At 56.6% G+C, this 23,645-nt stretch carries 26 protein-coding genes; 9 read left to right on the top strand and 17 right to left on the bottom strand.

Annotated features, from left to right (window positions below):
- The first annotated feature begins 10 nt into the window (after positions 1-10).
- Positions 11-457 carry a MarR family winged helix-turn-helix transcriptional regulator gene (locus FJV47_RS15235; protein ID WP_159614901.1) on the top strand — a complete coding sequence of 149 codons (447 nt, stop codon included), beginning with the start codon at positions 11-13 and terminating at the stop codon, positions 455-457.
- A gap of 31 nt (positions 458-488) precedes the next feature.
- On the top strand, positions 489-1,166 hold the full coding sequence (locus FJV47_RS15230; RefSeq protein WP_235026493.1) for an HAD family phosphatase: 678 nt from the start codon (positions 489-491) through the stop codon (positions 1,164-1,166).
- A gap of 39 nt (positions 1,167-1,205) precedes the next feature.
- Here the strand turns inward: FJV47_RS15230 and FJV47_RS15225 are convergent, their stop codons facing one another.
- Together FJV47_RS15225 and FJV47_RS15220 are read right to left on the bottom strand one after the other, a co-directional pair.
- Positions 1,206-1,832, bottom strand: a complete 627-nt coding sequence (locus tag FJV47_RS15225; RefSeq protein WP_159614467.1) for a maleylpyruvate isomerase N-terminal domain-containing protein — start codon at positions 1,830-1,832, stop codon at positions 1,206-1,208.
- 95 nt (positions 1,833-1,927) lie between these two features.
- A complete protein-coding gene (locus FJV47_RS15220) occupies positions 1,928-2,839 on the bottom strand; it encodes an aminoglycoside phosphotransferase family protein (RefSeq protein ID WP_159614465.1) in 912 nt (303 codons plus the stop codon).
- A 134-nt stretch (positions 2,840-2,973) separates the two neighbouring features.
- Here FJV47_RS15220 and FJV47_RS15215 point away from each other — a divergent pair, with 134 nt between their 5' ends.
- Both FJV47_RS15215 and FJV47_RS15210 read left to right on the top strand, forming a co-directional pair.
- The gene (locus FJV47_RS15215) at positions 2,974-3,531 is read left to right on the top strand and encodes a HutD family protein (protein ID WP_159614463.1); all 558 of its coding nucleotides are present in this window, start codon (positions 2,974-2,976) and stop codon (positions 3,529-3,531) included.
- Between the two features lie 186 nt (positions 3,532-3,717).
- Complete coding sequence (locus FJV47_RS15210; protein ID WP_159614461.1) at positions 3,718-4,191, top strand: DUF664 domain-containing protein; 474 nt, start codon at positions 3,718-3,720, stop codon at positions 4,189-4,191.
- A gap of 16 nt (positions 4,192-4,207) precedes the next feature.
- On the opposite strand, the gene FJV47_RS15205 is transcribed toward FJV47_RS15210, so the two are convergent.
- Positions 4,208-4,747 carry a GNAT family N-acetyltransferase gene (locus FJV47_RS15205; protein ID WP_159614459.1) on the bottom strand — a complete coding sequence of 180 codons (540 nt, stop codon included), beginning with the start codon at positions 4,745-4,747 and terminating at the stop codon, positions 4,208-4,210.
- Positions 4,748-4,836: 89 nt separating this feature from the next.
- Positions 4,837-5,412 carry a cysteine hydrolase family protein gene (locus tag FJV47_RS15200; protein ID WP_159614457.1) on the bottom strand — a complete coding sequence of 192 codons (576 nt, stop codon included), beginning with the start codon at positions 5,410-5,412 and terminating at the stop codon, positions 4,837-4,839.
- A gap of 70 nt (positions 5,413-5,482) precedes the next feature.
- Between FJV47_RS15200 and FJV47_RS15195 the strand changes: the two genes are divergently transcribed.
- Positions 5,483-6,430: a GlxA family transcriptional regulator gene (locus FJV47_RS15195; RefSeq protein WP_159614455.1), complete on the top strand. Its 948-nt coding sequence runs from the start codon at positions 5,483-5,485 to the stop codon at positions 6,428-6,430.
- Positions 6,431-6,465: 35 nt separating this feature from the next.
- On the opposite strand, the gene FJV47_RS16810 is transcribed toward FJV47_RS15195, so the two are convergent.
- The 8 genes from FJV47_RS16810 to FJV47_RS15155 form a co-directional block, all read right to left on the bottom strand.
- Entirely contained in the window at positions 6,466-6,837 is a 372-nt protein-coding gene (locus FJV47_RS16810) for a GrpB family protein (RefSeq protein WP_159614453.1), read from the bottom strand.
- Positions 6,838-6,990: 153 nt separating this feature from the next.
- Positions 6,991-7,923, bottom strand: coding sequence for a hypothetical protein (locus FJV47_RS15185; protein WP_159614451.1), 933 nt, complete (start codon positions 7,921-7,923; stop codon positions 6,991-6,993).
- Positions 7,924-8,066: 143 nt separating this feature from the next.
- A complete protein-coding gene (gatB, locus tag FJV47_RS15180; RefSeq protein WP_159614449.1) occupies positions 8,067-9,575 on the bottom strand; it encodes an Asp-tRNA(Asn)/Glu-tRNA(Gln) amidotransferase subunit GatB in 1,509 nt (502 codons plus the stop codon).
- A gap of 3 nt (positions 9,576-9,578) precedes the next feature.
- A complete protein-coding gene (gene gatA / locus FJV47_RS15175; RefSeq protein ID WP_159614447.1) occupies positions 9,579-11,117 on the bottom strand; it encodes an Asp-tRNA(Asn)/Glu-tRNA(Gln) amidotransferase subunit GatA in 1,539 nt (512 codons plus the stop codon).
- Positions 11,118-11,121: 4 nt separating this feature from the next.
- Positions 11,122-11,418 (bottom strand): Asp-tRNA(Asn)/Glu-tRNA(Gln) amidotransferase subunit GatC, encoded by a 297-nt coding sequence (gatC, locus tag FJV47_RS15170; RefSeq protein ID WP_159614445.1) that lies wholly within the window; start codon positions 11,416-11,418, stop codon positions 11,122-11,124.
- 84 nt (positions 11,419-11,502) lie between these two features.
- Positions 11,503-12,054, bottom strand: a complete 552-nt coding sequence (locus FJV47_RS15165; protein ID WP_159614443.1) for a 1,4-alpha-glucan branching protein — start codon at positions 12,052-12,054, stop codon at positions 11,503-11,505.
- Between the two features lie 42 nt (positions 12,055-12,096).
- A complete protein-coding gene (locus tag FJV47_RS15160; protein WP_159614441.1) occupies positions 12,097-14,010 on the bottom strand; it encodes a penicillin-binding transpeptidase domain-containing protein in 1,914 nt (637 codons plus the stop codon).
- Between the two features lie 51 nt (positions 14,011-14,061).
- Positions 14,062-14,598, bottom strand: a complete 537-nt coding sequence (locus FJV47_RS15155) for a GNAT family N-acetyltransferase (RefSeq protein WP_159614439.1) — start codon at positions 14,596-14,598, stop codon at positions 14,062-14,064.
- A gap of 75 nt (positions 14,599-14,673) precedes the next feature.
- Between FJV47_RS15155 and FJV47_RS15150 the strand changes: the two genes are divergently transcribed.
- The 4 genes from FJV47_RS15150 to FJV47_RS15135 are packed head-to-tail and all read left to right on the top strand — an operon-like array spanning position 14,674 to position 17,775.
- Positions 14,674-15,819, top strand: coding sequence for an ROK family transcriptional regulator (locus FJV47_RS15150; RefSeq protein WP_159614437.1), 1,146 nt, complete (start codon positions 14,674-14,676; stop codon positions 15,817-15,819).
- 41 nt (positions 15,820-15,860) lie between these two features.
- Positions 15,861-16,667, top strand: a complete 807-nt coding sequence (locus FJV47_RS15145; RefSeq protein WP_159614436.1) for a glucosamine-6-phosphate deaminase — start codon at positions 15,861-15,863, stop codon at positions 16,665-16,667.
- Positions 16,668-16,707: 40 nt separating this feature from the next.
- Entirely contained in the window at positions 16,708-17,157 is a 450-nt protein-coding gene (locus tag FJV47_RS15140; RefSeq protein ID WP_159614435.1) for an SRPBCC family protein, read from the top strand.
- Between the two features lie 3 nt (positions 17,158-17,160).
- Complete coding sequence (locus FJV47_RS15135) at positions 17,161-17,775, top strand: hypothetical protein (protein ID WP_159614434.1); 615 nt, start codon at positions 17,161-17,163, stop codon at positions 17,773-17,775.
- A 12-nt stretch (positions 17,776-17,787) separates the two neighbouring features.
- Here FJV47_RS15135 and FJV47_RS15130 read toward each other — a convergent pair whose 3' ends face one another.
- The 5 genes from FJV47_RS15130 to FJV47_RS15110 are packed head-to-tail and all read right to left on the bottom strand — an operon-like array spanning position 17,788 to position 23,603.
- A complete protein-coding gene (locus tag FJV47_RS15130; RefSeq protein ID WP_159614433.1) occupies positions 17,788-18,588 on the bottom strand; it encodes an inositol monophosphatase family protein in 801 nt (266 codons plus the stop codon).
- 2 nt (positions 18,589-18,590) lie between these two features.
- Positions 18,591-20,867, bottom strand: a complete 2,277-nt coding sequence (ligA, locus tag FJV47_RS15125) for an NAD-dependent DNA ligase LigA (RefSeq protein WP_235026491.1) — start codon at positions 20,865-20,867, stop codon at positions 18,591-18,593.
- Positions 20,868-20,914: 47 nt separating this feature from the next.
- Positions 20,915-21,847, bottom strand: coding sequence for a PP2C family serine/threonine-protein phosphatase (locus tag FJV47_RS15120; protein ID WP_159614432.1), 933 nt, complete (start codon positions 21,845-21,847; stop codon positions 20,915-20,917).
- Complete coding sequence (locus tag FJV47_RS15115) at positions 21,847-23,058, bottom strand: adenylate/guanylate cyclase domain-containing protein (protein WP_159614431.1); 1,212 nt, start codon at positions 23,056-23,058, stop codon at positions 21,847-21,849. The genes FJV47_RS15120 and FJV47_RS15115 overlap by 1 nt, the downstream gene beginning before the upstream one ends.
- Positions 23,055-23,603, bottom strand: a complete 549-nt coding sequence (locus FJV47_RS15110) for a hypothetical protein (RefSeq protein WP_159614430.1) — start codon at positions 23,601-23,603, stop codon at positions 23,055-23,057. Before FJV47_RS15110 ends, FJV47_RS15115 begins: the two co-directional genes overlap by 4 nt.
- Positions 23,604-23,645: the final 42 nt, after the last annotated feature.

Below are 23,645 nucleotides of genomic sequence, written 5' to 3'. Positions count from 1 at the left end.
GGAGGAACTCATGGGAATCGCAGATAATGCTGTCGAAATCCGTGCTCGTGGATGGCGCACTTTGGCGTCATTGCACGGTTTAATCGATGCTGCACTTGAAAAAGACCTAACTGCCCAGGCTGGACTTTCTGTGGTCGAGTACACATTATTGGACGCCTTGAACCGGCAGGATGGCTGGCATATGCGTATGGCGCAGTTGGCCCGTGCCACAGCCCTGAGCCCCAGCGCAACGACGCGCCTGGTCACCCGGCTGGAAGATCGCAATCTGCTCTCACGCGTGCTGTGTGCCGATGATCGGCGCGGCATTTACACCGAGCTCACCGCGATCGGCCACGAGCTGTATCAGAAGGCCAAGCCCATTCACGACGCCACCTTGGAACGCGTATTGAAGCAGGCAGAGGAGCAGCCCGAACTGGCGCCGCTGGCCCGCATTCTCCACGAGTTCTCTGTCGCCTAGCCGCTCGCCGAGCCTGCACGAAGGGTCAAACTTGTCGCGTCCAAAATTTTCCGCTGTGCTCTTTGATTGCGATGGCGTACTGGTTGATTCCGAGTCCATCACGAACGCAGTGCTCCGCGAGATGCTCATGGAATTGGGCTGGAACATCAGCCAAGAAGACTGCATCAGAATCTTCATCGGCAAGGCGTTGAAAGATCAATGGGAACCAATCCTGGCGAATACCGGATTCCGCATTGACGAACAATGGATCGCCGAATTCAGACAGCGCCGCGATGTCGCATTGCGCGAAAACCTGACTGCCATTCCCGGTGCCTTGGAGGCGGTGGCTCAAGTTGCTGGCCTGTATGACAACAAGATTGCGTGCGCGACAGGAGCTGATCGCACCAAAGTAGAGATGCAGCTTTCCATTACCAAGATGGCGCCATATTTCGGCAACCAGGTCTACAGCGGTATGGAATATGCACGAAGCAAGCCAGCGCCCGATGTGTATCTAGCAGCCGCCGCCGGCTTGGACATTGATCCGCGTCAGGCAGCGGTCGTCGAAGATACGGTCACGGGTGTGACCGCTGGCGTTGCAGCCGGAGCCACAGTCTTCGGTTACTGCCCGGGTGGACCCATCAGCAGCACCGAAGAGAAACTCTTGGCGGCCGGCGCAACCAAAGTGTTCACGAATATGGATCAGCTGCCGGGCCTTCTCACGCTGAAGTAATTGGCTTGGGAATGCTTCAGCCTTTGCAGGCAGAGCAGCTCAACCCCATGGATCCAACGTGAATCCCTTGCTTAATGGTCCACGTCCGGCTAACCATGCAATAAGCTCGGTACGCGCTTCCACGCTTGCCAAACGTTCGGGAACAGTGGCCAGTAGATTGCCAAGATCCCACGCTGCGTATTCGTCGGGCCACTGGCTTGGCGAGTATCCCAGTCCAAGATCTACAAGATGCATCTGCACTTCTCGCAGGCGATGCGCCGGGCAACCTCCAACCCCGTAGTGCCCGCCGCCCATGAAATCTGCGTTAGGCCATTCAGCCTGTTCACTTTGCTCAAGAAGACGGTCTAAACGATGAATGCTCACTTCAAGGTCCGCCAAGATTTCAGAAGCTGAATTCCGCGCACCATCCTCAATTTCTTGGCGACGCTGCTCGGCACCATTCGCGTATTTGGGAAGGTCCTCGCCATTCAGGGCTCCTTCAAGACGCCGTGCATGTGCATCAGCATTTCTAGCAAGGTGCGTCAGCACATGGCCCACGGACCAACCAGGCAATTTGCTGTCTCGTTGCATGCTCACGTCGCTGAGGCCAGCTAAATGCTCCAGTAGCTCTTTGTGGGATTCGAGGCACAATTGTGCAGCAAGGCTCGGATTTTTCTCGAGATCCATGACGGTCCTCTCATTGACCAGATTAGACAGCACTGGGTTGCTTGGTTTGGATTTAGCTTACGGTCTGGGACGCCCCAAATGGAGTGCTTCTGGACCTACTCGGAACTACCAAGAAGCACCTCCAAGGCCTCTCGTCCAACAATGCCTAGAAGATCATCAGTGCCAAGATTTGCGGTCAACATCGCATACCGCAGCCCCCAACCCCTCGCGCGTTTCCACGTTGGGCTGCCCTCCGCGATACCGTAGCTCTCGAAAGCCTTAGTGATCCCTTCCAGACTGAAATGCATCCAAAACATACCCAGATCCGAGGCAGGATCACCAACGCATAGGTCCCCATAATCAACCAGCGAGACACTGGGATGCCGCGGCTGTTCGCCAACTACGGTGTTATGTGGATGCGGATCACCATGCAGCCACACTGGGGCGTCCATGTACGCTTCGACCCCTAACGCTTCCTGCCACAGCGCCAGAGCTCCGGGCTGCAACGGTGATTCCAAATTCGAGATTTGCTCGCGAGTCCGTGTATCCAGCAGCGCCAGGGCACAACCGCGAAAGCTGCTTCGCGGTTCCGGTGAACTTGCAGGTTGATGAAGATCCCGCAGCAGCCCCGAGAATTCTTCCGCATATCCATCGCGCTCCTGGCGCGCTAGTTGTGCAGCGCTAGTTCCAGGAACGTAGCGGCAAATTGAAAAGGTAAAAGGGTAGCTTGCGGTGGGCTGGCCTTCAAAGATCGCCAGGCCAATATCCACGCCGGTGTCCCTTTCCAACAGAGGGAGCCAACGGCGCTCTTTGACACCGATCTCCTCCCCCATCTGTCGCCGGGGCAAACGGATCAGCAAGGTATCTCCGAGGCGATAGACCTCGTTGTCCCAGCCAGTGGCCAGGTAGGTAATGTCTTCATGGGCCCATTGCGGAGCTTGTGTTGTTATCAACTCGCGCACCAACTTCAGATCAATCGCGACTTCAGCGTCGGGCATGGCTGATTTGTTGGCGGGTGCGTGGCTCATCGTTCAATCCTAATCTTCCGTTTGGAACGGACGGCAGAAAAGCGCCCTTCGTGCCGTCACGAATTGAAGCGGGCCAGAACTCGGATGGCAAAATGACCTTCAAAGCCACGTGAACGTTGAGGAAGCCTACCGCTATGCACGAATTGCTCGTTGTTCGATATGCAAATCTTTCTGCCCAGCTTTGGAAGAACGGCAAGGGAGTATCGCGTACCCTCCTCAGTGATTCGGATGCACTCGGTGAGTGGACTTGGAAAGTAAGCGTCGCTGAAATTTCTCAGTCTCAGCCCTACAGCCAATATTCTGGAATTCAGCGGATTCAGGTAGCACTTGGGCCTGGCGAGATAGACCTGACCATTGGTGGCCAGACGCATCGTCTCCATGCAGGTGAGCACATAGCGTTTGCTGGCGACGATGAGGTTTCCGTTGCACCCCTCGGAGTTGGGTTTCAGGCCCTGAACTTGATGTTCCTCGGCAAGAAATGGCAGGCTAGCGTCTCCACGGAGAACTCGCTCAGCGAGATCTCGGGCAACTACGCGGTGACAATCCTCGTGGCATTGGACAACACCTGTCGAGTTGAGAATGAAGATCTTGCCCGATTGGATGCACTCGTGGTTCCTACAGATGCATCGATAACCGTTGAGGGACGTTTTCTTCGTGCAACTTTGATCCCTTGGGGCTCCGACACCAATTAGTTGATGCCTAGGTGGTCCGGGACGTTGTGGTTTTTCTACCTGCTATTTCCATCGATGACCAGGTTCGCCACGGCCCGAAAGAAGAAGCACCCGCAATGAGGACTTCTTTCAACCTGTTCTGGCGGGTGTATCTCGTGGTTCTGCCTTGTGCCCATGGCAACGCTAGCTTTCGTCTAGACTCGGGGCATGAATTCATCGGCACCGAACGATCAGATTCTCGTTCAACTCGTACTTGAAAAGTTTGACCAGCTCTTCGAGACCGTCAACGATATTCCAGACGAAGTGATCAATAGTTGCTCGCCGATAGAAGGCAGCAATTCTCCGGTGCAGATTCTGTTGCACTGTTGCGGCATGATGCGTCGCTGGTCTTCAACAGTGAATCTCGGCATCACAGTCCCCCGTGATCGGAACGCTGAGTTTAGCGCGAAATTGGCCAAGCCCGACGCGTTGAATCTCGCGTCCGAAACCAGAACAGCATTCGTTGCAGACATTTCGCGCACCGAATTGCACCAATCTCCCGCGGCCTTGCCACCGGGTCGCGAGATCGAATATTGGATGGCCACCTGCGAAGGCGTCCTCATGCATGTCTACGAAGAGCTTTGCCAGCATCTGGGGCATTTGGAAATCACTCGAGATTTCTTGTGCCGCCCCGCCACATGAAATCTTGAGCGCGAAGTCAGATTTCCAAGTCGTACCAGTCGAAGCTGGTCGATTCGCCGGACTCCCAATCCTGGCGGAGAATTGCGTAGGCGACCGATGCCAGTCTTGTACCATCCTCGACGGGCCAACTCATCCGATAGTGGGCTTCCTTGAGGAAACCCGCCTTATGGAACACCTTGCGCATCGCAATATTGTCTTCTCTGGTTTGGCCCTCGAATCGAACGATCTCCGGGTATTCCTTGAAGACCATGGCGCACAATTCCTTCAGAATGGGGGTTCCCAGGCCTTGCCCGCGATAGTTCTCTGCCAGGCGCAGGTCAAACATTGGGGTGTCGTCTTCCAGATCTTCAAGCACAACCATTCCCAAGCGTTCACCGTCGCCAACAATCCAGAACCCTTGGCTCTCATTGTTCCAATATCTGCCACTATCAACTACCACTTGTAGCTCCGGTACTGACCAGTCCCGGCGGACATGGAATGGGAAGCTGTTACTAGATAAAAACGCGATAATTGCGCTACTGTCTTCTGCTCCCATCGCTGTGAACGAGATATTCATGGGTCAACCCTATACGAATCTTGCCGCGTGTGGCGGGCAAAGCCAGGACTCGTTTGCACCGAATTCGCCATTGAGCAGGCGTTACACAATCATGTCACTCTCAGTGAGTCCAGCACCTCTTGTGTCGAAACCACCTGCGCGAACCCGTCGCCATGCAGATTCGTCGCCGTAACTTGCATCAAAGTGGCCGCTGGAATGACGCTGCCGTCGGGGCCAGCTAGGTCGAAGGTGCGAGTAGCGTCGAGAGGAACAACGACATCAAAGCCAAGATTCCCACCCATGCGCGCGGTAGTTTCTACGCATAAATTGGTTTGGATCCCGCAGATGACAATCTGATTGATCCCTCTGGACCTAAGCCACTGCTCCAAATCCGGCGAACCATAAAAGGAGGAGTTCACCGTTTTAGTCACCACCACATCAGGGGTAAATGCTTGCACCGATTTGTGAAGATCATTGCCGGGCCCCTCAACGAACAAGGGTGAGTTTGGATTACGGCTATCGTGCCTGACGATCACTATTGGCAACCGGTGTGCAGACCACGCGGTAAGGAGGCGATCAACGTTTTTCTCGCATTCGGGGTAATTAACGGTTTCTCCCCACGAGGCGTCGTAAAAACCCTGCTGCATGTCGACCACGATCAATGCTGGTTCATAATTCCTTCTCATGCTTATAGTTCATCAGTGATACGGGGACATCAACAGTGGCATGAATGTCATGGTTCGATAAGATTACGCCATGACGATCGTGGGAATTCTCATCGGCCCGGGACGGCGTGCATTCGATATTGCTGTTATTCGAGAAGTCTTCGATGACCGTTCGGATCGTGGTCTCCCCCAACCAACTGTTCGACTCATTGCTGCCGAGAGCATCACTGATTTGGACCCGTTCCAGTCGATACGGAGCACCCATGACTTCACCTCGGTGGAGGAACTGGACATCCTTGTGGTCCCAGGGAGCGAAGATCCGCTTTCTGAACCGCCGCAGCAAGATGTCTCCGCGGTCGCAAGAGCTGCAGCTGCCGGTGTACTCGTCGCTTCATTGTGCACAGGGGCATTCACTCTGGCTGCCGCAGGACTGCTCGATGGACGTAATGCGACAACTCACTGGCGCTTTGCCGATGAACTCGCCCGGCTCTATCCATCAATCCAGGTCCAGTCGAGGGATCTGTATTGTGGCGAAGACAAAGTATGGACCTCGGCTGGAGTCACTGCAGGGGTTGATCTCTTGTTGCATTTGGTCCGTGAGAGTTGGGGAGCCAGCGCCGCACAGACCATCGCTAAGGCGATGGTCACCCCCGTATTTAGGCCCGGCACTCAAGCACAATATGCGGATACCAGTTTTCCTGCCAGTTCGGCGCCGTCCGCCGAGCAGCTACAGTTGCAGGTCACAAAGGATCTTCAACGACGGTGGAGTATCAAGGAGCTCGCAGCTACCTGCGCAATGTCACCCAGAACATTTCACCGATGGTTCTCTGCGAATCTGGGAACCACACCGGTTGCGTGGCTCAATGATCTGCGCGTACGCGAAGCGCAGCGTCTCCTTGAACAAACGGATCTGTCGATTGGTGCCATAGCTCGCGAAGTCGGATTCACCTCTGATGATCTGCTGCGCAAGCACTTCACGGCTCGTCTAGGAATCACACCGACAAGTCACGCGGCAGCGTTCCGTCAATTACGTCCCTGACGAACTGAGATTTGCCGGTGGTGTAAGCAAGCCGGTCATGGCCAACGGCTTCTAGCCAAACCAAGTTTCAAATCGGCGTAAGCGCGGGCTAACGACGCGTCTGCTCTCAGCCGATCACGGAACACCAAATGCTCACGTTCCCAAGTCGAGCCAACTTCGCACACGTGAACATGAACTGTTCGCAGTTCACCCGCCGGTGGCCGAAAGAAACGATGGTCAGTTTCTCGTTGCCACAGAACAAGCCCTAGGGTTTCGAGGCCGCGACGGTATGCGGCTTCCTTCGAGATATCCGGAACAGCTATTTGGAGGTCGAGGACTGGCTTGGCGATGAGACCTGGAACGGCGGTCGATCCTATATGTTCTAGTGATTCTGCAGTAGAACCGACAGCTACCTTGATGCGCAGCATCTAGTCAGCTGCTTGGACGCCCCACGACGGATCATGTTCAACAAGATGGACAGGCTCACCCCTTGGCCTATCGAACCATTCGCTATTCACTTATTCATTATTCATCGACAGCAGATGCCCGAAAATGCCGTTCCCGGAAGGTTCCAAATTGCCTTACCCCACCGGCTCCCCGTTTTCACCCAACACCGCTTCTCCGTCTGTGTGCAGCGGGTTCTTGGTCGTTGGCATCCAGGCGCAACGTGTCTGCATACCAGTCGCCGATTTCTCATCCCTGATCAGTACCGTTGACAACGCCCACTGGCCATCTTTAGTGACCGTGCCAGCAGCTTCCGGGCCGGCCATGTAACCCATCATTGTCTGGCGTTGCAAAGGCATCTTACTCTTGGCGTTCGGAGCAGCATAGACCGGGATCGAGACCGAAATCGTGTCACCCTCGCCCTCTGGATGGCAGTAACCACCGTATCCACCCAGTGCATCTGTGCGCACGAGGTAGTGCTGGTCATCGCCGGCGTACTGCTTTACGCCTACGGTTCGAACTTGTTTTAGTGGCCCGTTCTCGGAGCAGGCAGTATCTTTGAAGTCGCTGCGGAGGTACTCAGTGACCTTGACGCCTTGCTTGGCCGGCGCCACGCTCTTAACGGTGGATCCGCAATTATGCGAATAAGCGATCTCGCCAGGAACCTGAACTGGCCCGTCCTCGGTCGCTACCCATGCAACAAAATGTTGCCAGTAGGCGTTGCCGGAAGTGCTGGTGAAGGTTGCGACAGCGTCATCAACGCCGTCGGCATTCAGGTCCGCGTAGACGATCTTCCCCAGCGCATAGTTGTTGAATTCATCGCTGGCTTTCGAGTTCTTCAGACGAATTTTCGAGGCTTTGCCATCAAGTGCCATCGGATCTGCCCAGGTAGTATTTCCAAGATCAGCATCTCGCAGGGACTTGATCTTCGGTTCTTCCTTGCTCGGTGAAGGAACAACCGTCGGCGTTAGAGTCTTGAGGTCAGATTTCGGTTCGCTACATCCAGCAAGCAGCAATCCGACCGTCGCCATCAAACTGAAAACCTTTACTCCACGAGATGCATTGATCATATTCAGATACTAACTGAATATATAAACGACTCATAAAAACGTGTGCTATCAAGAACACCTGCGCGTAATGCTCGTTAAAAACGCCTGCCTCGGACTTCACTATTGGAAGTTCGAGGCAGGCGTCGGCGTTTGGAGTCTGTGGACTAGAGTCCCAGCTTCTCCATCACGATTTCACGAACGCGGCCGGCATCGGCCTGTCCGCGGGTAGCCTTCATAACAGGACCCATCAGCGCACCGATAGCCTGCATCTTACCGCCCTTGATCTTCTCAACAACGTCAGGCATGGCAGCCATGGCGTCATCCACGGCCTTGCCCAGTGCGCCATCGTCGTTGACCACAGCAAGGCTGCGCTTCTCAACGATTTCGCTCGGGGTGCCTTCGCCGTCAATGACGTACTCAAGAACCTGACGGGCGATCTTGTCGTTGATCTTCTTGCCCTCGATGAGCGAGTTCAGTTCAACGATGGTCGCAGGAGTGACACCAAGATCCGAGATGTCCTTGTCCGCAGCCTTGGCCAGACGAGCGATCTCACCCATCCACCACTTGCGGGCTACGGCAGCGGTGGCGCCAGCGGCAACGGTCTGCTCGATTTCGTCGAGCACACCGGCGTTGACCACGTCGCGGAATTCCTTGTCCGCGTAGTTCCACTCAGCCTTCAGGCGCTTGCGGCGCTCAGCTGGTGGCTCTGGCAGACGGCCGCGTAGCTCTTCGATCCACTCAACGGTGGTGACGATTGGCACCAGGTCAGGCTCTGGGAAGTAGCGGTAGTCATCGGCATCCGACTTCGGGCGGCCCGAAGTAGTGGTGCGAGTGTCTTCATGCCAGTGGCGGGTTTCCTGAACGATCTTCGCACCGGAATCCAGTACTGCTGCGTGGCGTTCGATCTCGAAACGCACCGCGTGCTCCACTGCGCGCAGGGAGTTGACGTTCTTGGTTTCGGTACGGGTACCGAACTTGTCAGCGTCCTTTGGCATCAGCGAAACGTTGGCGTCACAGCGTACGTTGCCGCGTTCCATCTTGGCATCGGAAACACCAAGGTTCTTCACGATTTCACGCACTGCGGCCACGTAGGCCTTGGCCAGTTCTGGGGCGCGCTTGCCGGCGCCGGTGATTGGCTTGGTCACGATCTCAACCAGTGGAACACCTGCGCGGTTGTAGTCCACCAGAGAGTAGTCCGCACCCTGGATGCGACCGGTAGAGCCACCCATGTGGGTCAGCTTGCCGGCGTCTTCTTCCATGTGGGCGCGTTCGATCTCAACGCGGAAGACTTCGCCATCTTCCAGCTCGATGTCCAGGTAACCGTCGTAGGCAATTGGGTCTTCAAACTGGGAGGTCTGGAAGTTCTTCGGGGTGTCCGGGTAGAAGTAGTTCTTCCGGGCGAAGCCGCACTTCTCGGCGATCTGGCAGTTCAGGGCCAGGCCAATCAGGATGGAGTACTCTACTGCGGTCTTGTTGACCACCGGCAGCACGCCAGGCAGTCCCAGGTCAACCGGGGTGACGTTGGTGTTCGGGTCGTCGCCAAAAGCGTTCGGCGCGTCGGAGAACATCTTGGTCTTGGTGTTCAGCTCAACGTGGACCTCAAAGCCCAGGACCGGATCGTAGCGATCCAGTGCTTCGTCGAAATCGACCAATTCATCGGTGTAGTTGCTCATGATCTAGGCCTCCTGCGCGATCGAAGCGGAATCAATGGCTGGTGCCTGCGAGATCAGCGAGTGGCCCCACTGCTTTTCCAGCAGGGCTTCAAGGGCAGCGCCGGCGCGGTACAGGCGTGCGTCCTCGAAGGCCGGAGCCAGGAACTGGATACCCACCGGAAGATCCTCGGACAGGCCGCCAGGCACGGTAATGCCTGGAACACCGGCGAGGTTCGCCGGAATGGTTGCCACGTCGTTGAGGTACATGGCTAGCGGGTCATTGTCGTTCTTACCCAGCTCGAAGGCCACGGTTGGTGAGGTTGGGGAAACCAGCACGTCGGCCTGCTCAAACGCGGCGTCGAAGTCGCGCTGGATCAAGGTGCGGACCTTCTGCGCCGAGCCGTAGTAGGCGTCGTAGTAGCCGGCACTCAGGGCGTAGGTACCCAGAATGATGCGGCGCTTAACCTCGTCACCGAAACCGGCGGCACGGGTAGCAGCCATCACGCGCTCGATGGTCAGTGGACCCTCTTTTGGAAGCACGCGCTGGCCGAAACGGACACCGTCGAACTTAGCCAAGTTGGAGGAAACTTCCGAAGGCATGATCAGGTAGTAAGCGCCCAGCGCGTACTTGAAGTTCGGGCAGGAAACCTCGACGATTTCAGCTCCGGCAGCCTTGAGCAGTTCTAGGGATTCATTGAAGCGTGCCTGCACACCTTCTTGGTAGCCTTCGCCGGTCAGTTCCTTGATCACACCAACGCGCAGACCCTTCAGGTCGCCGGTGGCACCAGCTTCAGCGGCTGCAACGAGGCCTTCAAGGTCCTTTGGCAGCGAGGTGGAATCCTTGGGATCGTGCCCGCCAATCAGCTCCTGCAGGTAGGCCGAGTCCAGCACGGTACGGGAGACCGGGCCGATCTGGTCAAGCGAGGAGGCCATGGCGATCGCACCGTAACGCGAAACCGCGCCGTAGGTTGGCTTCACGCCCACGGTGCCGGTGACAGCACCTGGCTGACGGATGGAGCCACCGGTGTCGGTGCCCAGAGCCAACGGCGCTTCGAAGGAAGCCACGGCAGCGGCCGAGCCACCGCCGGAACCACCGGGGATGCGATCCAGGTTCCACGGGTTGCGAGTCACGCCGTAAGCGGAGTGCTCGGTGGAGGAACCCATAGCGAATTCATCCAGGTTGGTCTTGCCCAGCATTGGCAGCTTGGCTGCTCGGATCTTTTCGATCACGGTCGCGTCATACGGGCTCATCCAGCCTTCGAGCATCTTCGATGCTGCGGTGGTTGGCTGACCCTTGGTGACGATCAAGTCCTTAATGGCGATCGGCACACCGGCTAGTGGGTGCAGCGCCTGCGCCTCGGCACCGCCGGCAGCGCGGATAGCGTCGACTTCTGCGGCTACTGCAAGTGCTTCTTCCGCGTTCACGTGCAGGAAGGCGTTCAGTGCACCGTCAACTTCTGCGATGCGGTCCAGGTGAGCCTGAACGGCCTGAACCGAGGTGACTTCGCCGGCGCGGAGCTTGGCGGCCAGTTCGGTGCCTGAAAGTTTAATAAGGTCGTTCATGAAATTATTCACCGTCCAGAATTGCTGGGACCTTAAAGCGGTCCGAGTCCGAATCTGGGGCGTTGAGCAGAACTTCGTCAATGCTCAGCGTCTGCCCCACCGTATCTTCACGCAACACATTGGTCAGCGGGATCGGGTGGCTAGTGGCTGGAACGTCGGAGGAAGCGACTTCGCTGACAGAGGCGATGGCACCGACGATAGCGTCGAGTTCACCGGTCATTTTGTCCAGCTCTGCGTCGCTCATCTCGATGTGGGCAAGGTGTGCCAAGTGCACAACGTCCTCACGGCTGATGGCAGACATATATCTCCCTAGAATGGCGATTGGATTTCATAGATAAGTCTATCCCGTGCACGCCACCCAAAAAGCCGATATACGGCCCATTACTTATGCTGTGCGCAATACCAATCCACGCAGTTCTTGTCCCAGCGCGTTCTCCCAGTAGCCAATGATGCCATCTGCCGTGGGCGCACCGGAGACCGGTTTGCGGATAATCAGAGCATCTTTACCAGCTGTTTGGCCGTGAACGATGATCCGTGGATCGTCGGTGAAAGACTCACTGTGATGTTGCGGTGTGCTGTTACCGGCCAGCAGAGCGCGGGCTTGGGCGGTGAAGAGAGGATCACCCTCGGCATCGTAAATGTATCGCTTGCCTAAAATGGCATGCTCGCTGGTGCCGAGCAGATACTTTTGGGCGCCGGGCAGCGGCGCATCACGATAAGTTAGCGGCACATGGTAGACCACATCGGAGGTGTCGGAATGGTCCGCGTACATGCGCAATTCCACTCCGACCTCACCGCGCGGGTCTTCGAGGCGGAACCCACCGATATGCTCAAGCTTTGGGGTGCCATTGCCGGTATAGAACTTCTGCTTGGGCAACCAAGCGGAGACCAACTCGTTTTTGGTTGGCGACATACTGGTGTTGTAGACAATTCCCATGAGCTTAGTCTGTCAATTGTGTCATTGAGGCACAAGCCATAACTATTTCACACCGGCCTCAAGCATGGCCTTGGCCAGTGGGCCTGCGGTCTGTGCGCCACCGTTGCCTTCGGCCACAAAGGCTGCAATAGCTAGGTCACCCTGGGCAACGATGGCCCACGCGTGGGCATTGTGCTCACTGTCGTACTCGGCGGTGCCACTCTTACCGATGATCTTCGCTCCGCTTAGGGAGTTAAGGTCCTCTAGGGTGCCGTGGTCGATCACTTCAGCCATCATGTCGGCCAGCTGGGTTGCTTCATCCTCGGTGAGGCTGGAGGCAGGCTTGGCCACTTCCTTAGGCGCCGGGGAAGTCACCAGCTTTGGCTGCACCGTTTTTTTGGCCTGAATGGAGGCGACAACGGTGGCCATGCCCAGCGGCGAGGCTTCCACAACGCCCTGGCCGATCATGTTGGCGGCCTGGGTGGTGCCTTCGGAATCATCGGGCACGGAGCCTAGAATGGCCCCGGTCCCGGTGCCGTCTTCGCCGGTCAGCCCCAAGGCTGCGGCAGCTTCGTTTAACTTTTTGGCGCCAATTGTGGAGCCTTCATTGATGAACACGGTATTGCAGGATTGGGCGATCGCTTCAGAGAGTGGGATGGTTCCCAGCTTGGAGGCGGGATAGTGGTCGTAGTTCTTAAAAGACTTGCCGTCGATCGTGGTTGTCTCGGTGCATTTGACCTTGGTGTCGGCGGTGGCCCCATCACGAACCATGGCCAGTGCACTGATGACCTTAAAAGATGAACCAGGCGCGTAGGAACCTTGCAATGCGGTGTTTAGTCCGGAACTCACAGGGCCGGATGCGGCAGCCAAAACGCTTCCATCGGAGGGGCGGATGGCAACAATGCCCGAATTTGCGTCGGCATCGGCCAGCAGCTTATCGGCAGCCTTCTGCAGATCCACATCCAAGGTGGTTTCTACGTCCTTGCCCGCGACAGGCTTAGAGCTGAAGAGCTGATCTTGCGCTTCGTCGTCTTTGTTGTAGCGCGAGATGCTCAATCCATCGGTGCCCGAGAGGGTGCCGTTGTAGGCAGATTGCAGTCCGGAAGTTCCAACTTGGTCGCCGCTCTTGATCTTTCCGTCGGACTTCTTGATGATTTCCGCGGTGGCTTCACCCACTGAACCCAGCAGCGGACGGGCGAATTCGCGGGTGGGGGCCAACGGAATTTCATCGTTGGTGAAGGTTGCCCCGTCGATGGCGGTGATTTGAGCATCGGTGACCTCGCGGGTGGAATCATCGCGCAGCACAATGGCTGGGACCCAGGCTTTCTCCCCCGCGGCCATCACCGTTTTGACGTACTGGTCTTCATCGATATCCACCAGCTTGGCCAGTTTGGTCGCCGAGGCTTTCCAGTTTGCCTGCTCCGTGCGGGTCTTATCCAGACCAACCCGAATTACCGGCCGGTTGGTGACAATATCCGAGCCGTCTCCCGCGGTGATGCTGCCGCGGTCGGCCACCTCGACACTGGATTTGAGGTAGTCGCCGGTTTGCAGATCGGGGGCCAGAATCGTTGGGTCAAAACGTAGCTTCCACGAATCGGCATCTTTATCGAATTCCCAGACTGCCTTGGTGGTGTAGCTCAGGTCTTTGTCGGTGTCATCAACGTCCCACACGGTGGTGATATCTGCCGTCGCGGTTTTCACGCCGTCAGTTTCTTCCTCGTCCTGAGCCACGGTAGTCACTGTGCTGTTGTGTTTAATTTCGCCCATGGAACCAAAAGCGGTCTTTTGTTCCTTGGCCGCGGCATCTGCGTCCGAGCTGGCGAACTGTACGCCACTGAAGTCTCCGGAGTTAATAGCCGACACCAAGGCATCGACCGACGGTGCCGGATCCGGTGTTTTGGCGCTACAAGCACTCAGCGAGGCTAGGGCCAGGGCGGTAACAGACAGGGTGGCAACACTACGACGAAGAGCACTCATGGAGTCATTCTATTCATGCTCACCTGTAGGTTCCCAATGTTTAGCTTGAGCCTACTGTTCGAGGTCGTACCGATAGACCACAAGTTGGATCTCGGTCCCCGGCACCAGCCAGTCACGCTGTGACTGGTGGATGAAACCCATCGATTCATAAAGGGCCCGCGCCGAATGCCAGCTCTCACCCGTGGTCAGGCTGACCGCGGTGAGCCCCGATTCTCGGCGAGCGCGGTCAATGCTGGCCTGAACCATGGCTTTTCCGATGCCACTGCGTTGAGCCTTTGGGTCAACGCTGAGCATGCGGATTTCTAGTTCGCCGGGCAGGGCAATGTCGGCATAGCTGCTGCCGTGCTGGATGAGGGTCATGGAACCGAGAATTTCGCCGTGGCGTCGCACAACATAGATTTCAGTGTCCTTAGCTCGCGCCGCCACTTTCTGCACAAACTTCAGATACTGATGATCTGGACTATCAAAGTGCCCGGCCGCGAAGTAGGACTGCGCGGTGAGTTCTCCTACGCGCTGGTAGTCCTGCACCGTTGCCAGTTCTATGAGTAGCTGACCGCAAGTGGCGGTGAAGTGTGCGGGCTGATTCATGATGGTTCAAGTGTGGCACAAATTCCTAGGTCTACCCCCTTGCGCCAAGGTTTGTTAATAGAGTTAACTAACCTCATGAGTTCCAACGCTAAGCCGCGCCACAATCCGACCATGTTGCGACATGGTGGCGCCCTGTTGCCCTCCGACGGCAGAGAAAATAACCTGGCGCTGGTGTTGCAGATCTTGCTGGAACATGGAGCACACACCCGAGCCGAGCTCTCGCGCGTCACCGGGCTGACCCGGGTAACCATCTCAGAGCTCGTGGCAGAACTCCTCACCCGTGGCCATGTGGTCGAAACCGGCCAGCAAGAAGGTAAGCGACCGGGCAAACCGGCAACCTTAGTTGATCTGAACCGTTCGGGGCTGCGGATCATTAGCGTGGATCTCTCCTCGGTGCTCCCATTCACCGCAGCCATTATGGACCTGAATGGCAAGATTCTGCACAGTTTCGCTTTGCCTGAAAGCCACGAAACCGCCACCGGGGAGCAAGCCACCGCACAAGTACTTGAGCTCATCGGCCAGGCCCTGAGCCACTGTGACCTTCCGGTCTTGGGGATCGGCATTGGAACACCAGGCATCGTGACCGACAAGGGAGAAGTACGTTCGGCCGAAAAATTTGGCTGGGTCAATTACGATTTGCGCGGCACCATTGAACAGGCCACGGGCCTCAACACCCACGTACTGAACGATGCGGACTGCGCGATCCTCGCCGAGCACACCTTCGGATCCGGAAGTGAACATATGCTGTTATTGCGTCTCGGGAGAGGCGTGGGCTGCGGCGTGATCACCCACAACACCCTTGTACGCGGTGCACAGTTTTCCGCCGGCGAGCTCGGCCACGTCAAGGTTGACCCTTCATCCACCCAGAGATGCAGTTGCGGCGAGCAAGGTTGTTTGGAAGCCTACGCTTGTATCCCGGCCATTAAGCGGGCCCTCGAATCCGGGGAATCGAGCGACGAGGTGGGGCAACTAGTTGGCGCGTCGTTAGCCAGCGCGGTAGCACCGCTGATCTCGGTCCTTGATATTCGCAATCTTATTTTCACCGGACCTCAAGACGTCGTTAACGCTGCACTGGCTAACTGGTTACTGGCAGCGCTCAAGGAACGTTCGCGCACTGCCCGAGCCGATGATTTCCAGCTGAATATCAGCCAGGAGCCTGAACATTTGGTGCTCCGCGGAGCGGTAGTTAACGTCCTTTTTCACGAACTTGGCATCTCCTAACTAGCATCCACTAATCACCATCAACAGAGCGGAAATTCACCATGCGAGTGCTCATTGGTAACTCAGCATCCCAGGTGGCAAAGATCGCTGCCGAGAACGTATTGGCTGGGCTCACGGCCCACGGTTCTGGCAACACACCGGTGCTAGGCCTAGCCACCGGCTCCTCTCCCCTAGGGCTGTACCGCGAGCTGGCTCAGGCAGTGCGAGAAGGAAAGGCAGACTTTTCTGCGGCCCGCGGATTTGCCTTGGACGAGTACATCGGCATCCGGGCAACGCATCCGCAGTCCTACCGCCAGACACTAATTAGTGAAGTCTGCAATGTCATCGGCCTTCCGGAACACTTTCTGTTCACACCCCAAGGTCTGGGCGAGACTATCGAAGAAATTGAGGCGGCCGCCGCAAATTACGATCAGGCCATCGCCGCGGCCGGTGGAATTCAGGTTCAAATTCTTGGTATCGGAGCCAATGGGCATCTGGGTTTTAATGAACCCGGATCCGCCCTGCGCTCACGTACCCGCATCAAACGTTTGGCCGCCAAAACGCGCCAGGATAACGCTCGATTCTTTGAGGGTTTGGAACGAGTTCCTACCCATTGCGTCACGCAGGGGTTGGGGACCATTCTTGAGGCTGGACGACTGGTATTGGTGGCTACCGGAGCTGGCAAGGCTGAAGCAATTGCGGCCGCCGTTGAAGGTCCGCTCTCTGCTTCCTGCCCTGGCTCGGTTTTACAGCTACACCCCGATGCTGTTGTGGTTCTTGATGAAGCGGCGGCTACTGGCCTCAAACTGCGGGACTACTATGACGATGCAGCAGCCGGACTGTCCAACATGCAGTTGCACCTAGACTAGAATCAGTGCTCCGGCTGGGGGCTGTGACAGACTGAAACACATGGCCGTATATTTTGAATGCCTCACCACCACCGATATATCAGCTCAGGAGTTATTCGAAAAGTCACTGAGTATCGATGCACATACCGGTTCCATGGTGGACTCCGGCGAGCAGGCCATCGCAGGTGTCACCAGCGGTCAGATCGGTCTTGGCGAGCAAGTGACGTGGAAGGCCACACACTTCGGGATTCCGTTTCGGATGACCTCAGAAATTGTGGAGCTTAGTGCACCGCGTCAATTTACCGACCAACAGGTGCGTGGCCCGTTCAAGAAGTTTCGACACGAGCATATTTTCTTTGAGACGGCTCAAGGCACGGTCATGGTGGATAAGATCCACTTTGAAGCTCCGCTGGGGCCACTGGGATGGTTAGCCGAACGGCTGGTGCTTTCTTGGTATATGCCCAAACTGATTCGGGTTCGTAACGCCTACCTGGTCAAGGACGGGCAGTAACTAGTGACACCGTTAGATTCCTCGACCAGCACGGCGGATCCAGTACGCAAGATCGCGTTGATCACTTCGCACGTGCTCTCACCAATCGTTCTGGCCACCTTGTTGCTGTTGCTTTCACCGGTACGAGACGCCTCAATCAGCTGGATCGAAGCGCTGGTGGCAGGGATGTTCACCACCATCATTCCGTGGATGATTCTGGCGGTCGCCAATATCCGTGGCAAGGTCACCGACATGCACGTGACGGTACGTGCCCAGCGCCATCGAATTTATGCGATGACCGCGTCGATGATTGTGCTCGGACTACTCGTCCTGTGGCTCATGAATTCGGGCGTCGGAATTTTCCGCGAAGTCCTGTGCATCTTGTTGGGTCTGGCCACGGTGGCAGTGATCAACCTGTGGTGGAAGGTCTCCGTGCACCTGGCCGTAGGTAGTTACGTCATCTTGCAAGCCGTGGGTCATCAAGTCGAGCTCATACCGGTGGTACTACTGTTCATCGCGATACTCTCGTGGTCACGGATTCGTAGTTACCAGCACACCGCCACACAGGTGTGCGGCGGTGTGGCGGTTGGCGTAGTCATTCACTATGCCCATCAAGGTTTAGCTCTAATAATGAACTAGCTCTCGAAGGGGCTAGTTTGTTGGCTCGGTGAGCTTGGCCGGATCCACAAAACCGGCGTACTGCCAGCCCGGGGTGGTTGCCGGTCGGCCCACCTGGCATCCAGCTTCTTCAGCGATCAATGCACCAGCAGCCCAGTCGTACTCATTGGTGCCATACTCGGCATAAGCATCCAGCGAGCCCTGAGCGACCAAGCACAAGTCCAGTGCGGCCGAACCGATACGTCGTACATTGACGTAGTCGGCGAGCATTTCTTCCAAAACACGGGCCTGGAACTGACGTCGCTGTGCGTCGTAGCCAAAACCAGTTCCCAGAATCTTCGCGGGAGCGTCAACCGGGCCGGTAAGTTGGGTGAGCTTGTCGGTGCGCAGATCGCGTTTGAAGGCGCCTAATCCCTTACCGGCAAAGTACTCCACTTGTAGTGCCGGGGCGACGATCGCCGCGGCAACCCAGGTTTCAGTTCCATCTTCTTCAAGCTGACATGCACCTACCGACGAGCAATAGTAAGCGATGTTTCGAACAAAGTTGATGGTTCCATCCAACGGGTCAATGCTCCAACGAACACCACTGGGATTTAGCGGCTTAGCACTGGGGTATTCTTCACCGGTTAGCTCGTCGTTGGGTCGCGAGGTGGTGATCGTGGCACGGATCGCTTCTTCTGAGGCTCGGTCAAAATCGGTCACCCAGTCCCCGAGAGCCGATTTATCACTGATGTTGAACTGCGCTTCGTCACGGCCGGCTAATACTTCTGCGCCAGCTGCGGCGGCGCGACGAGCCACTAATACCAGTGGGTCGTGAACAATTGCGTGATCCATCTTTAGCCTTCCGTTGGTGCGGCGAGGGCAACCTCGCGCGCTGCTTCTGGTCCTTGTTCAAGTAGCACTACAAATCCGGCTTCATCCAGCACTGGCACACCAAGTGATTGGGCCTTATCAAGCTTGGATCCGGCAGATTCTCCCGCTACCAAAAAATCGGTTTTCTTCGAAACACTGCCGGTGGCCTTGCCACCGCGCACGATGATCGCTTCCTTGGCTGTATCTCGTGAGAAGTTCTCCAAAGTTCCGGTCACCACGATGGCCAAGGCTTCAAGATTTTTGGTGATGTTTTCGTCTTGCTCGTCTTTCATCTTCACCCCGGCTGTTTGCCAAGCTGAAACGATGTCACGATGCCACTGAACCTTAAACCATTCGACCAGTGCCTCGGCAATGATGGAGCCAACGGAGTCAATTTCGCTGAGCTCTGCCTGCGCGTTGGGAGAATTCAAAACCTCAAGTAGCGCATCCATAGAACCATATCGAGTGGCGATGGCTCGTGAGGCGTTAGGACCTACGTGACGAATGGACAGAGCCACCAACACCCGCCATAGTGGATTCTCTTTGGCTTTCTCTAATTCGTCGAGCAGTTTCATGGTGCTGCGCGTTGGCGCCGACGGCTTTTTCGCGGTGGCCTTGGAGTAGAAGTACGGAACCAACTCAAATTTGCCGGTTCCTTCACCCTTCACCCGCTTTTCACGCCAAACCTTCACCTCGCCCAATTCTTCGAGCTTGTCCTTGAGGTTGAAGAGTTCTGCTTCATTGTGCAGTGGGCCAGGTCCTGCAGGGAGGATCACTCCGCCCTGGGTGGCAGGGTCTTCGCCCGGCCCGCTGGTTAAGGCAGCTGCGGCTTCATAACCCAGTGCTTCAATATCCAGTGCGCTGCGTCCCGAAAGGTAGGCAACACGTTCGGTTAGCTGGGCTGGGCATGTTTCAGCGTTGAGGCAACGAATATCAACGTCGCCTTCCTTTGCTGGCGCCAGGGGTTCACCGCAGGAAGGGCAGTGTGTGGGCATGACGAAGTCACGCAGGTCGGTATTGCCTTCACGTAGCGGCAGGACTGGCCCAACGATCTCTGGAATTACGTCGCCGGCTTTACGCAATATGATGGTGTCGCCAATTTTGACGTTTTTGGCAATCACTACCTCTTGGTTGTGCAGGGTCGCGCGAGCCACGGTGGAACCGGCGACAAGTACTGGCTCCATGATGCCGAAGGGAGTTACACGACCGGTGCGGCCCACCTGGACCTGGATGTCCAGAAGTTTGGTATGCACTTCCTCTGGAGGGTACTTATAGGCAACGGCCCACCGCGGAACTCGGGAGGTGTAGCCCAGTTGCTCTTGAGTGGCTAGGTCATCAACTTTGATAACAATGCCGTCAATATCGTGAATGAGGTCGTGGCGTTTTTCGCCGTGTTCGGCTATGTATTCCTTGGCCTCGGCGCGGGAATCTACGACCCGTCCGTAGGGCGAAACCGGCAGGCCCCAGCCGCGCATCAGCTCATAGGCTTGGGATTGTTCGGTCAACTCGAAGTCACGGCTGCGCCCCAGTCCGTGAACAAACATGCGCAGTGGGCGCTTGGCGGTTTGCTCCGGGTCCTTTTGGCGCAGGCTACCGGCAGCAGCATTGCGCGGGTTAGCCAAAGGTGCTTTGCCTTGGGCGATGAGCGTCTGGTTATAGGCGTTGAAGTCATCGGTGGCGATAAACACTTCACCGCGGACTTCAAATTCTTCTGGCCAGCCTGCACCGGTCAGCTGTTGCGGAATATCGCTAATGGTCAGTGCATTGTGAGTAACATCTTCACCAGTGGTGCCATCGCCTCGGGTAGCAGCTCGCACCAATTTGCCATTCCGATAGGTCAAGTTCAGCGCTAGACCGTCGATTTTGACTTCGCACAACCACTTGACGGGATTTTGTGGGTGCAGGCGTTGGGCATTTAGCTGAGCTCGTTCAAGCCAGGCCTCGAGCTCATCGAGGGAAAAGACGTCTTCCAGCGAGTACATGCGGCTGGCGTGGGTCACCGATGCGAAGGCGGAAGAAACCTCGCCTCCGACCTCCTGAGTGGGTGAATCCTGACCCGCCAAAATCGGGAACTTCGCTTCCAACAGCTGCAGCTCATGGAACAGTGCGTCGTACTCTACGTCGGAAATGAGCGGGGCGTCATTCTGGTAGTACGCATCGCGGTGACCACGAATCTGTTCAACCAGCTCTTCGTAGCGGGTCTTCTCAGCTTCCGGTGGAGCATTGGTAGTCTCAACTGGGGTTACGGAATTTTCACTCACATATCCAATTGTGCCCCACCTATCGCCAGAAGCGATGACTTGACCTGTTAGTTTTCGGCAGCCAATACGTCTATGACGATCACCGCGATATTATCGCGTCCACCAGCTTCCAAGGCGGCACCGGTGAGGACCTTAGCAGCCTCCGCCCGGTCCTTAAAGTTGACCATGATGGTCTGCAAAATGTCTTCGGTCAATTCGCCCGAGAGCCCGTCGCTGCACAGCAGGTACCGGTCGCCGATGCGCGGCTGTAGCACGGTGACTTCGGGCTGACTTTCCGCCCCGGCGCCCAAAGCGCGGGTGATCAGATTGCGGTGCGGGTGATTGCGCGCTTCAAGCTCGGTGATCTGCCCGGCGTCAACCATTTCTTGGACGGCCGAATGGTCACGAGTTAGTTGTTGTAGCGCCCCGTCACGTAACCGGTATCCGCGTGAGTCGCCGACGTTGACCAGTAGCAAGTTGGGAATTTCTTCGCTCACCACAGGTAGTTGGGTGGTATCAGGTTCGGCGCTCACCCGGTGATTCTTGAGCATTTCGGGAGTGATCTTTGCGATCACGTCGGTGTTGACCTTCATAGAGAAGCTGGAGGTCCACGGTGGTACTGCGGCTACCGGTGCGGTCACCGTATCACGGCCCTGATCCGGTGCCTTGATCTGCACCAATGCGCACAAGGTTGTCCCACCACGGGCTTCTAGTGCTTCACGAATTCGGTCATCGGCAAGTTGTACTTGTCTCTGTACTTCGGCCACCGTCGGTAGCTTGCGAACCGAAGTTTTGTTGGCGAAGGTACAGATTTCCTGCATGGTTTCTACTGCGAGCTGGCTAGCAACTTCTCCGGCTTCGTGCCCGCCCATGCCGTCTGCTACCGCATACACGATGTCATGGAGCAAGATTCGGTCTTGGTTTTCAGTGCGTCTGCGCCCTACATCGGTTAGCCCTGCAGCAGAAAGGATGAAGGGTACCGGGGTTGATTCGGTGGTCATTAGTCAATCACCAGTCCTTCTCCCTCGCCGCGCGAGAGTTCATAGGGTTGGATATCTCCGAAACCGCGGATCGACGTAATTTCTTGGGCGGTAAGCACAAAGCGTGCGTCATTGCGCAAGGTGTTAGCGGTGATCGGATCGGTGAGCACCATCCCGGGTTCAGCTAAAGAAGTCAGACGAGCTGCCATATTCACGGTCGGTCCGTAAATGTCGCCGAGTCGTGAAAGTACCCGGCCCCACACCACTGCCCCACGGGTTTGCGGGAAGAGCTCGTCCTTGGCCAGTTCACGCGAGAGCGAGAGGGCGATTTGGGCTCCAGCCTGTGGGGTTTCAGCCACATAGAGCACTTCGTCACCAATGGTTTTGACTAGTCGTCCGCCACCCACGGAGATGATTTCGGCGCATTTAGCCTCGAAGCGTTGAACAAGCTGGGCTAGGGTACGTTCGTTCATTCGCCGGGAGAGCGAGGTATAGGAAACGAGGTCGGCGAAGCCCACAGCACGAGCCAGCGGCAAGGGAGTACCGCCGTCAGCATCCGTGGTGTCCTGTTTGTATGCTGCTACTCCGGTCTCCACACGCAAGGCCATGCGGTGTACAGCGGAGTTCAGCTGACGACGCCAGGAGTACAACAGCAAATCTTCGATGGCCGGGATGATTTCTGGAAGCATGCCAAAGAGCTGGCGGCGCGCTTGGCGGTCGGACATATTTTGGTTGGCGATCATATCCTCAACCAATGCTTCGATTTGCCAGACGACCATCCGGTCGGTCATCTGCCCGACCGAACGCATCAGGGAAATCGCGGTTTCTTCGGTGAGTTTGCCTTCACGAACCATGCCCACCATGGTGCCCAAGGCTGCCTTGTCCGCTTTGGTGAAGAAGACTTCATCGTCGCTGAGTTCGGGGAAGCCGATGGCGCGCCAAAGCTTACGTGCAGAGTGCAAGGAAATGCCGGCCTCAGCAGCGACCTCGCGGCGACGGAATTCGCGCTGGCCACCGATCAGCCGATTTTCCAAGGAAGCGACACCATCACGTACCGCATCTGACGTGTGTGCTGGAATACGCAGTGGACCTTCCATCGCCTGGGCTAGTTCCAGGATGGGATCGGATTCCGCTGGGGTATCAGGGGTAGGGTGTTGACGGGCGCCGGCGGCAGCCTGCGCGGCGGACTGTGGAGAATCCGGCCGGGGTTGATTAGTGTGCTCGGTACTCATGCCCCCATGCCCTCACTGTTCGTCGTTTCGCTGTGCGCCGCGCTCTGGTTGTTGCGTAGGTTGGCTATTGTTTCCATGGCCAACGAGCGGAAGTACCCTACTGCCGGTACATGGGATACGCGGACATATCCCTGATTCATGACGATATCCAAGGTTCCAGCGCGAGTCATGGCGTTGTTCTTCTTGGCGTAAGCAACAAGATCACGAACCGTAAATAATCCTACAGATTGCAGCTGGCCTTGGCTGTAAGTCGAACGGAACATGATCCGTTCGGTAGTCAGTACCACTAGGCTGCGTGACCAGCGGATCCAGGGTAGTACGACCCAGATAAGTATGAGCACTGCCCACAGCACAACGCTCACAATCATCCAGACATTGGCGTTGTTGGCCAGCCAATCCGAGAGGTCATCGCGAGATAGATAGCCTAAGGCAAAGGTGCACAGGGCAGTGAGGATGAGAAACGCGGTAATCGGCTGTCGCAGTACTCGGGAGTGCTCACGAGTCTTGATAACCACTCGCTCCCGTTCATGTAGCGGCAACTTCATCGTACGGGTCCTCGCCCCTCCCCTTACAGACACAGTGCTTCG

It is taken from the genome of Glutamicibacter sp. JC586, assembly GCF_009805585.1.
Lineage (GTDB): Bacteria > Actinomycetota > Actinomycetes > Actinomycetales > Micrococcaceae > Glutamicibacter.
Note: the sequence above shows the minus strand (reverse complement) of the source record. Positions and strands in the feature narration are given on the sequence as shown.

Bases quoted from the DNA above. Each gene is read 5' to 3' on its own strand.
- FJV47_RS15235 (WP_159614901.1), top strand. From the start codon at position 11: ATGGGAATCGCAGATAATGCTGTCGAAATCCGTGCTCGTGGATGGCGC.
- FJV47_RS15225 (WP_159614467.1), bottom strand. From the start codon at position 1,832: ATGGATCTCGAGAAAAATCCGAGCCTTGCTGCACAATTGTGCCTCGAA.
- FJV47_RS15220 (WP_159614465.1), bottom strand. From the start codon at position 2,839: ATGAGCCACGCACCCGCCAACAAATCAGCCATGCCCGACGCTGAAGTC.
- FJV47_RS15215 (WP_159614463.1), top strand. From the start codon at position 2,974: ATGCACGAATTGCTCGTTGTTCGATATGCAAATCTTTCTGCCCAGCTT.
- FJV47_RS15210 (WP_159614461.1), top strand. From the start codon at position 3,718: ATGAATTCATCGGCACCGAACGATCAGATTCTCGTTCAACTCGTACTT.
- FJV47_RS15205 (WP_159614459.1), bottom strand. From the start codon at position 4,747: ATGAATATCTCGTTCACAGCGATGGGAGCAGAAGACAGTAGCGCAATT.
- FJV47_RS15200 (WP_159614457.1), bottom strand. From the start codon at position 5,412: ATGAGAAGGAATTATGAACCAGCATTGATCGTGGTCGACATGCAGCAG.
- FJV47_RS15195 (WP_159614455.1), top strand. From the start codon at position 5,483: ATGACGATCGTGGGAATTCTCATCGGCCCGGGACGGCGTGCATTCGAT.
- FJV47_RS16810 (WP_159614453.1), bottom strand. From the start codon at position 6,837: ATGCTGCGCATCAAGGTAGCTGTCGGTTCTACTGCAGAATCACTAGAA.
- FJV47_RS15185 (WP_159614451.1), bottom strand. From the start codon at position 7,923: ATGATCAATGCATCTCGTGGAGTAAAGGTTTTCAGTTTGATGGCGACG.
- gatB (WP_159614449.1), bottom strand. From the start codon at position 9,575: ATGAGCAACTACACCGATGAATTGGTCGATTTCGACGAAGCACTGGAT.
- gatA (WP_159614447.1), bottom strand. From the start codon at position 11,117: ATGAACGACCTTATTAAACTTTCAGGCACCGAACTGGCCGCCAAGCTC.
- gatC (WP_159614445.1), bottom strand. From the start codon at position 11,418: ATGTCTGCCATCAGCCGTGAGGACGTTGTGCACTTGGCACACCTTGCC.
- FJV47_RS15165 (WP_159614443.1), bottom strand. From the start codon at position 12,054: ATGGGAATTGTCTACAACACCAGTATGTCGCCAACCAAAAACGAGTTG.
- FJV47_RS15160 (WP_159614441.1), bottom strand. From the start codon at position 14,010: ATGAGTGCTCTTCGTCGTAGTGTTGCCACCCTGTCTGTTACCGCCCTG.
- FJV47_RS15155 (WP_159614439.1), bottom strand. From the start codon at position 14,598: ATGAATCAGCCCGCACACTTCACCGCCACTTGCGGTCAGCTACTCATA.
- FJV47_RS15150 (WP_159614437.1), top strand. From the start codon at position 14,674: ATGAGTTCCAACGCTAAGCCGCGCCACAATCCGACCATGTTGCGACAT.
- FJV47_RS15145 (WP_159614436.1), top strand. From the start codon at position 15,861: ATGCGAGTGCTCATTGGTAACTCAGCATCCCAGGTGGCAAAGATCGCT.
- FJV47_RS15140 (WP_159614435.1), top strand. From the start codon at position 16,708: ATGGCCGTATATTTTGAATGCCTCACCACCACCGATATATCAGCTCAG.
- FJV47_RS15130 (WP_159614433.1), bottom strand. From the start codon at position 18,588: ATGGATCACGCAATTGTTCACGACCCACTGGTATTAGTGGCTCGTCGC.
- FJV47_RS15120 (WP_159614432.1), bottom strand. From the start codon at position 21,847: ATGACCACCGAATCAACCCCGGTACCCTTCATCCTTTCTGCTGCAGGG.
- FJV47_RS15115 (WP_159614431.1), bottom strand. From the start codon at position 23,058: ATGAGTACCGAGCACACTAATCAACCCCGGCCGGATTCTCCACAGTCC.
- FJV47_RS15110 (WP_159614430.1), bottom strand. From the start codon at position 23,603: ATGAAGTTGCCGCTACATGAACGGGAGCGAGTGGTTATCAAGACTCGT.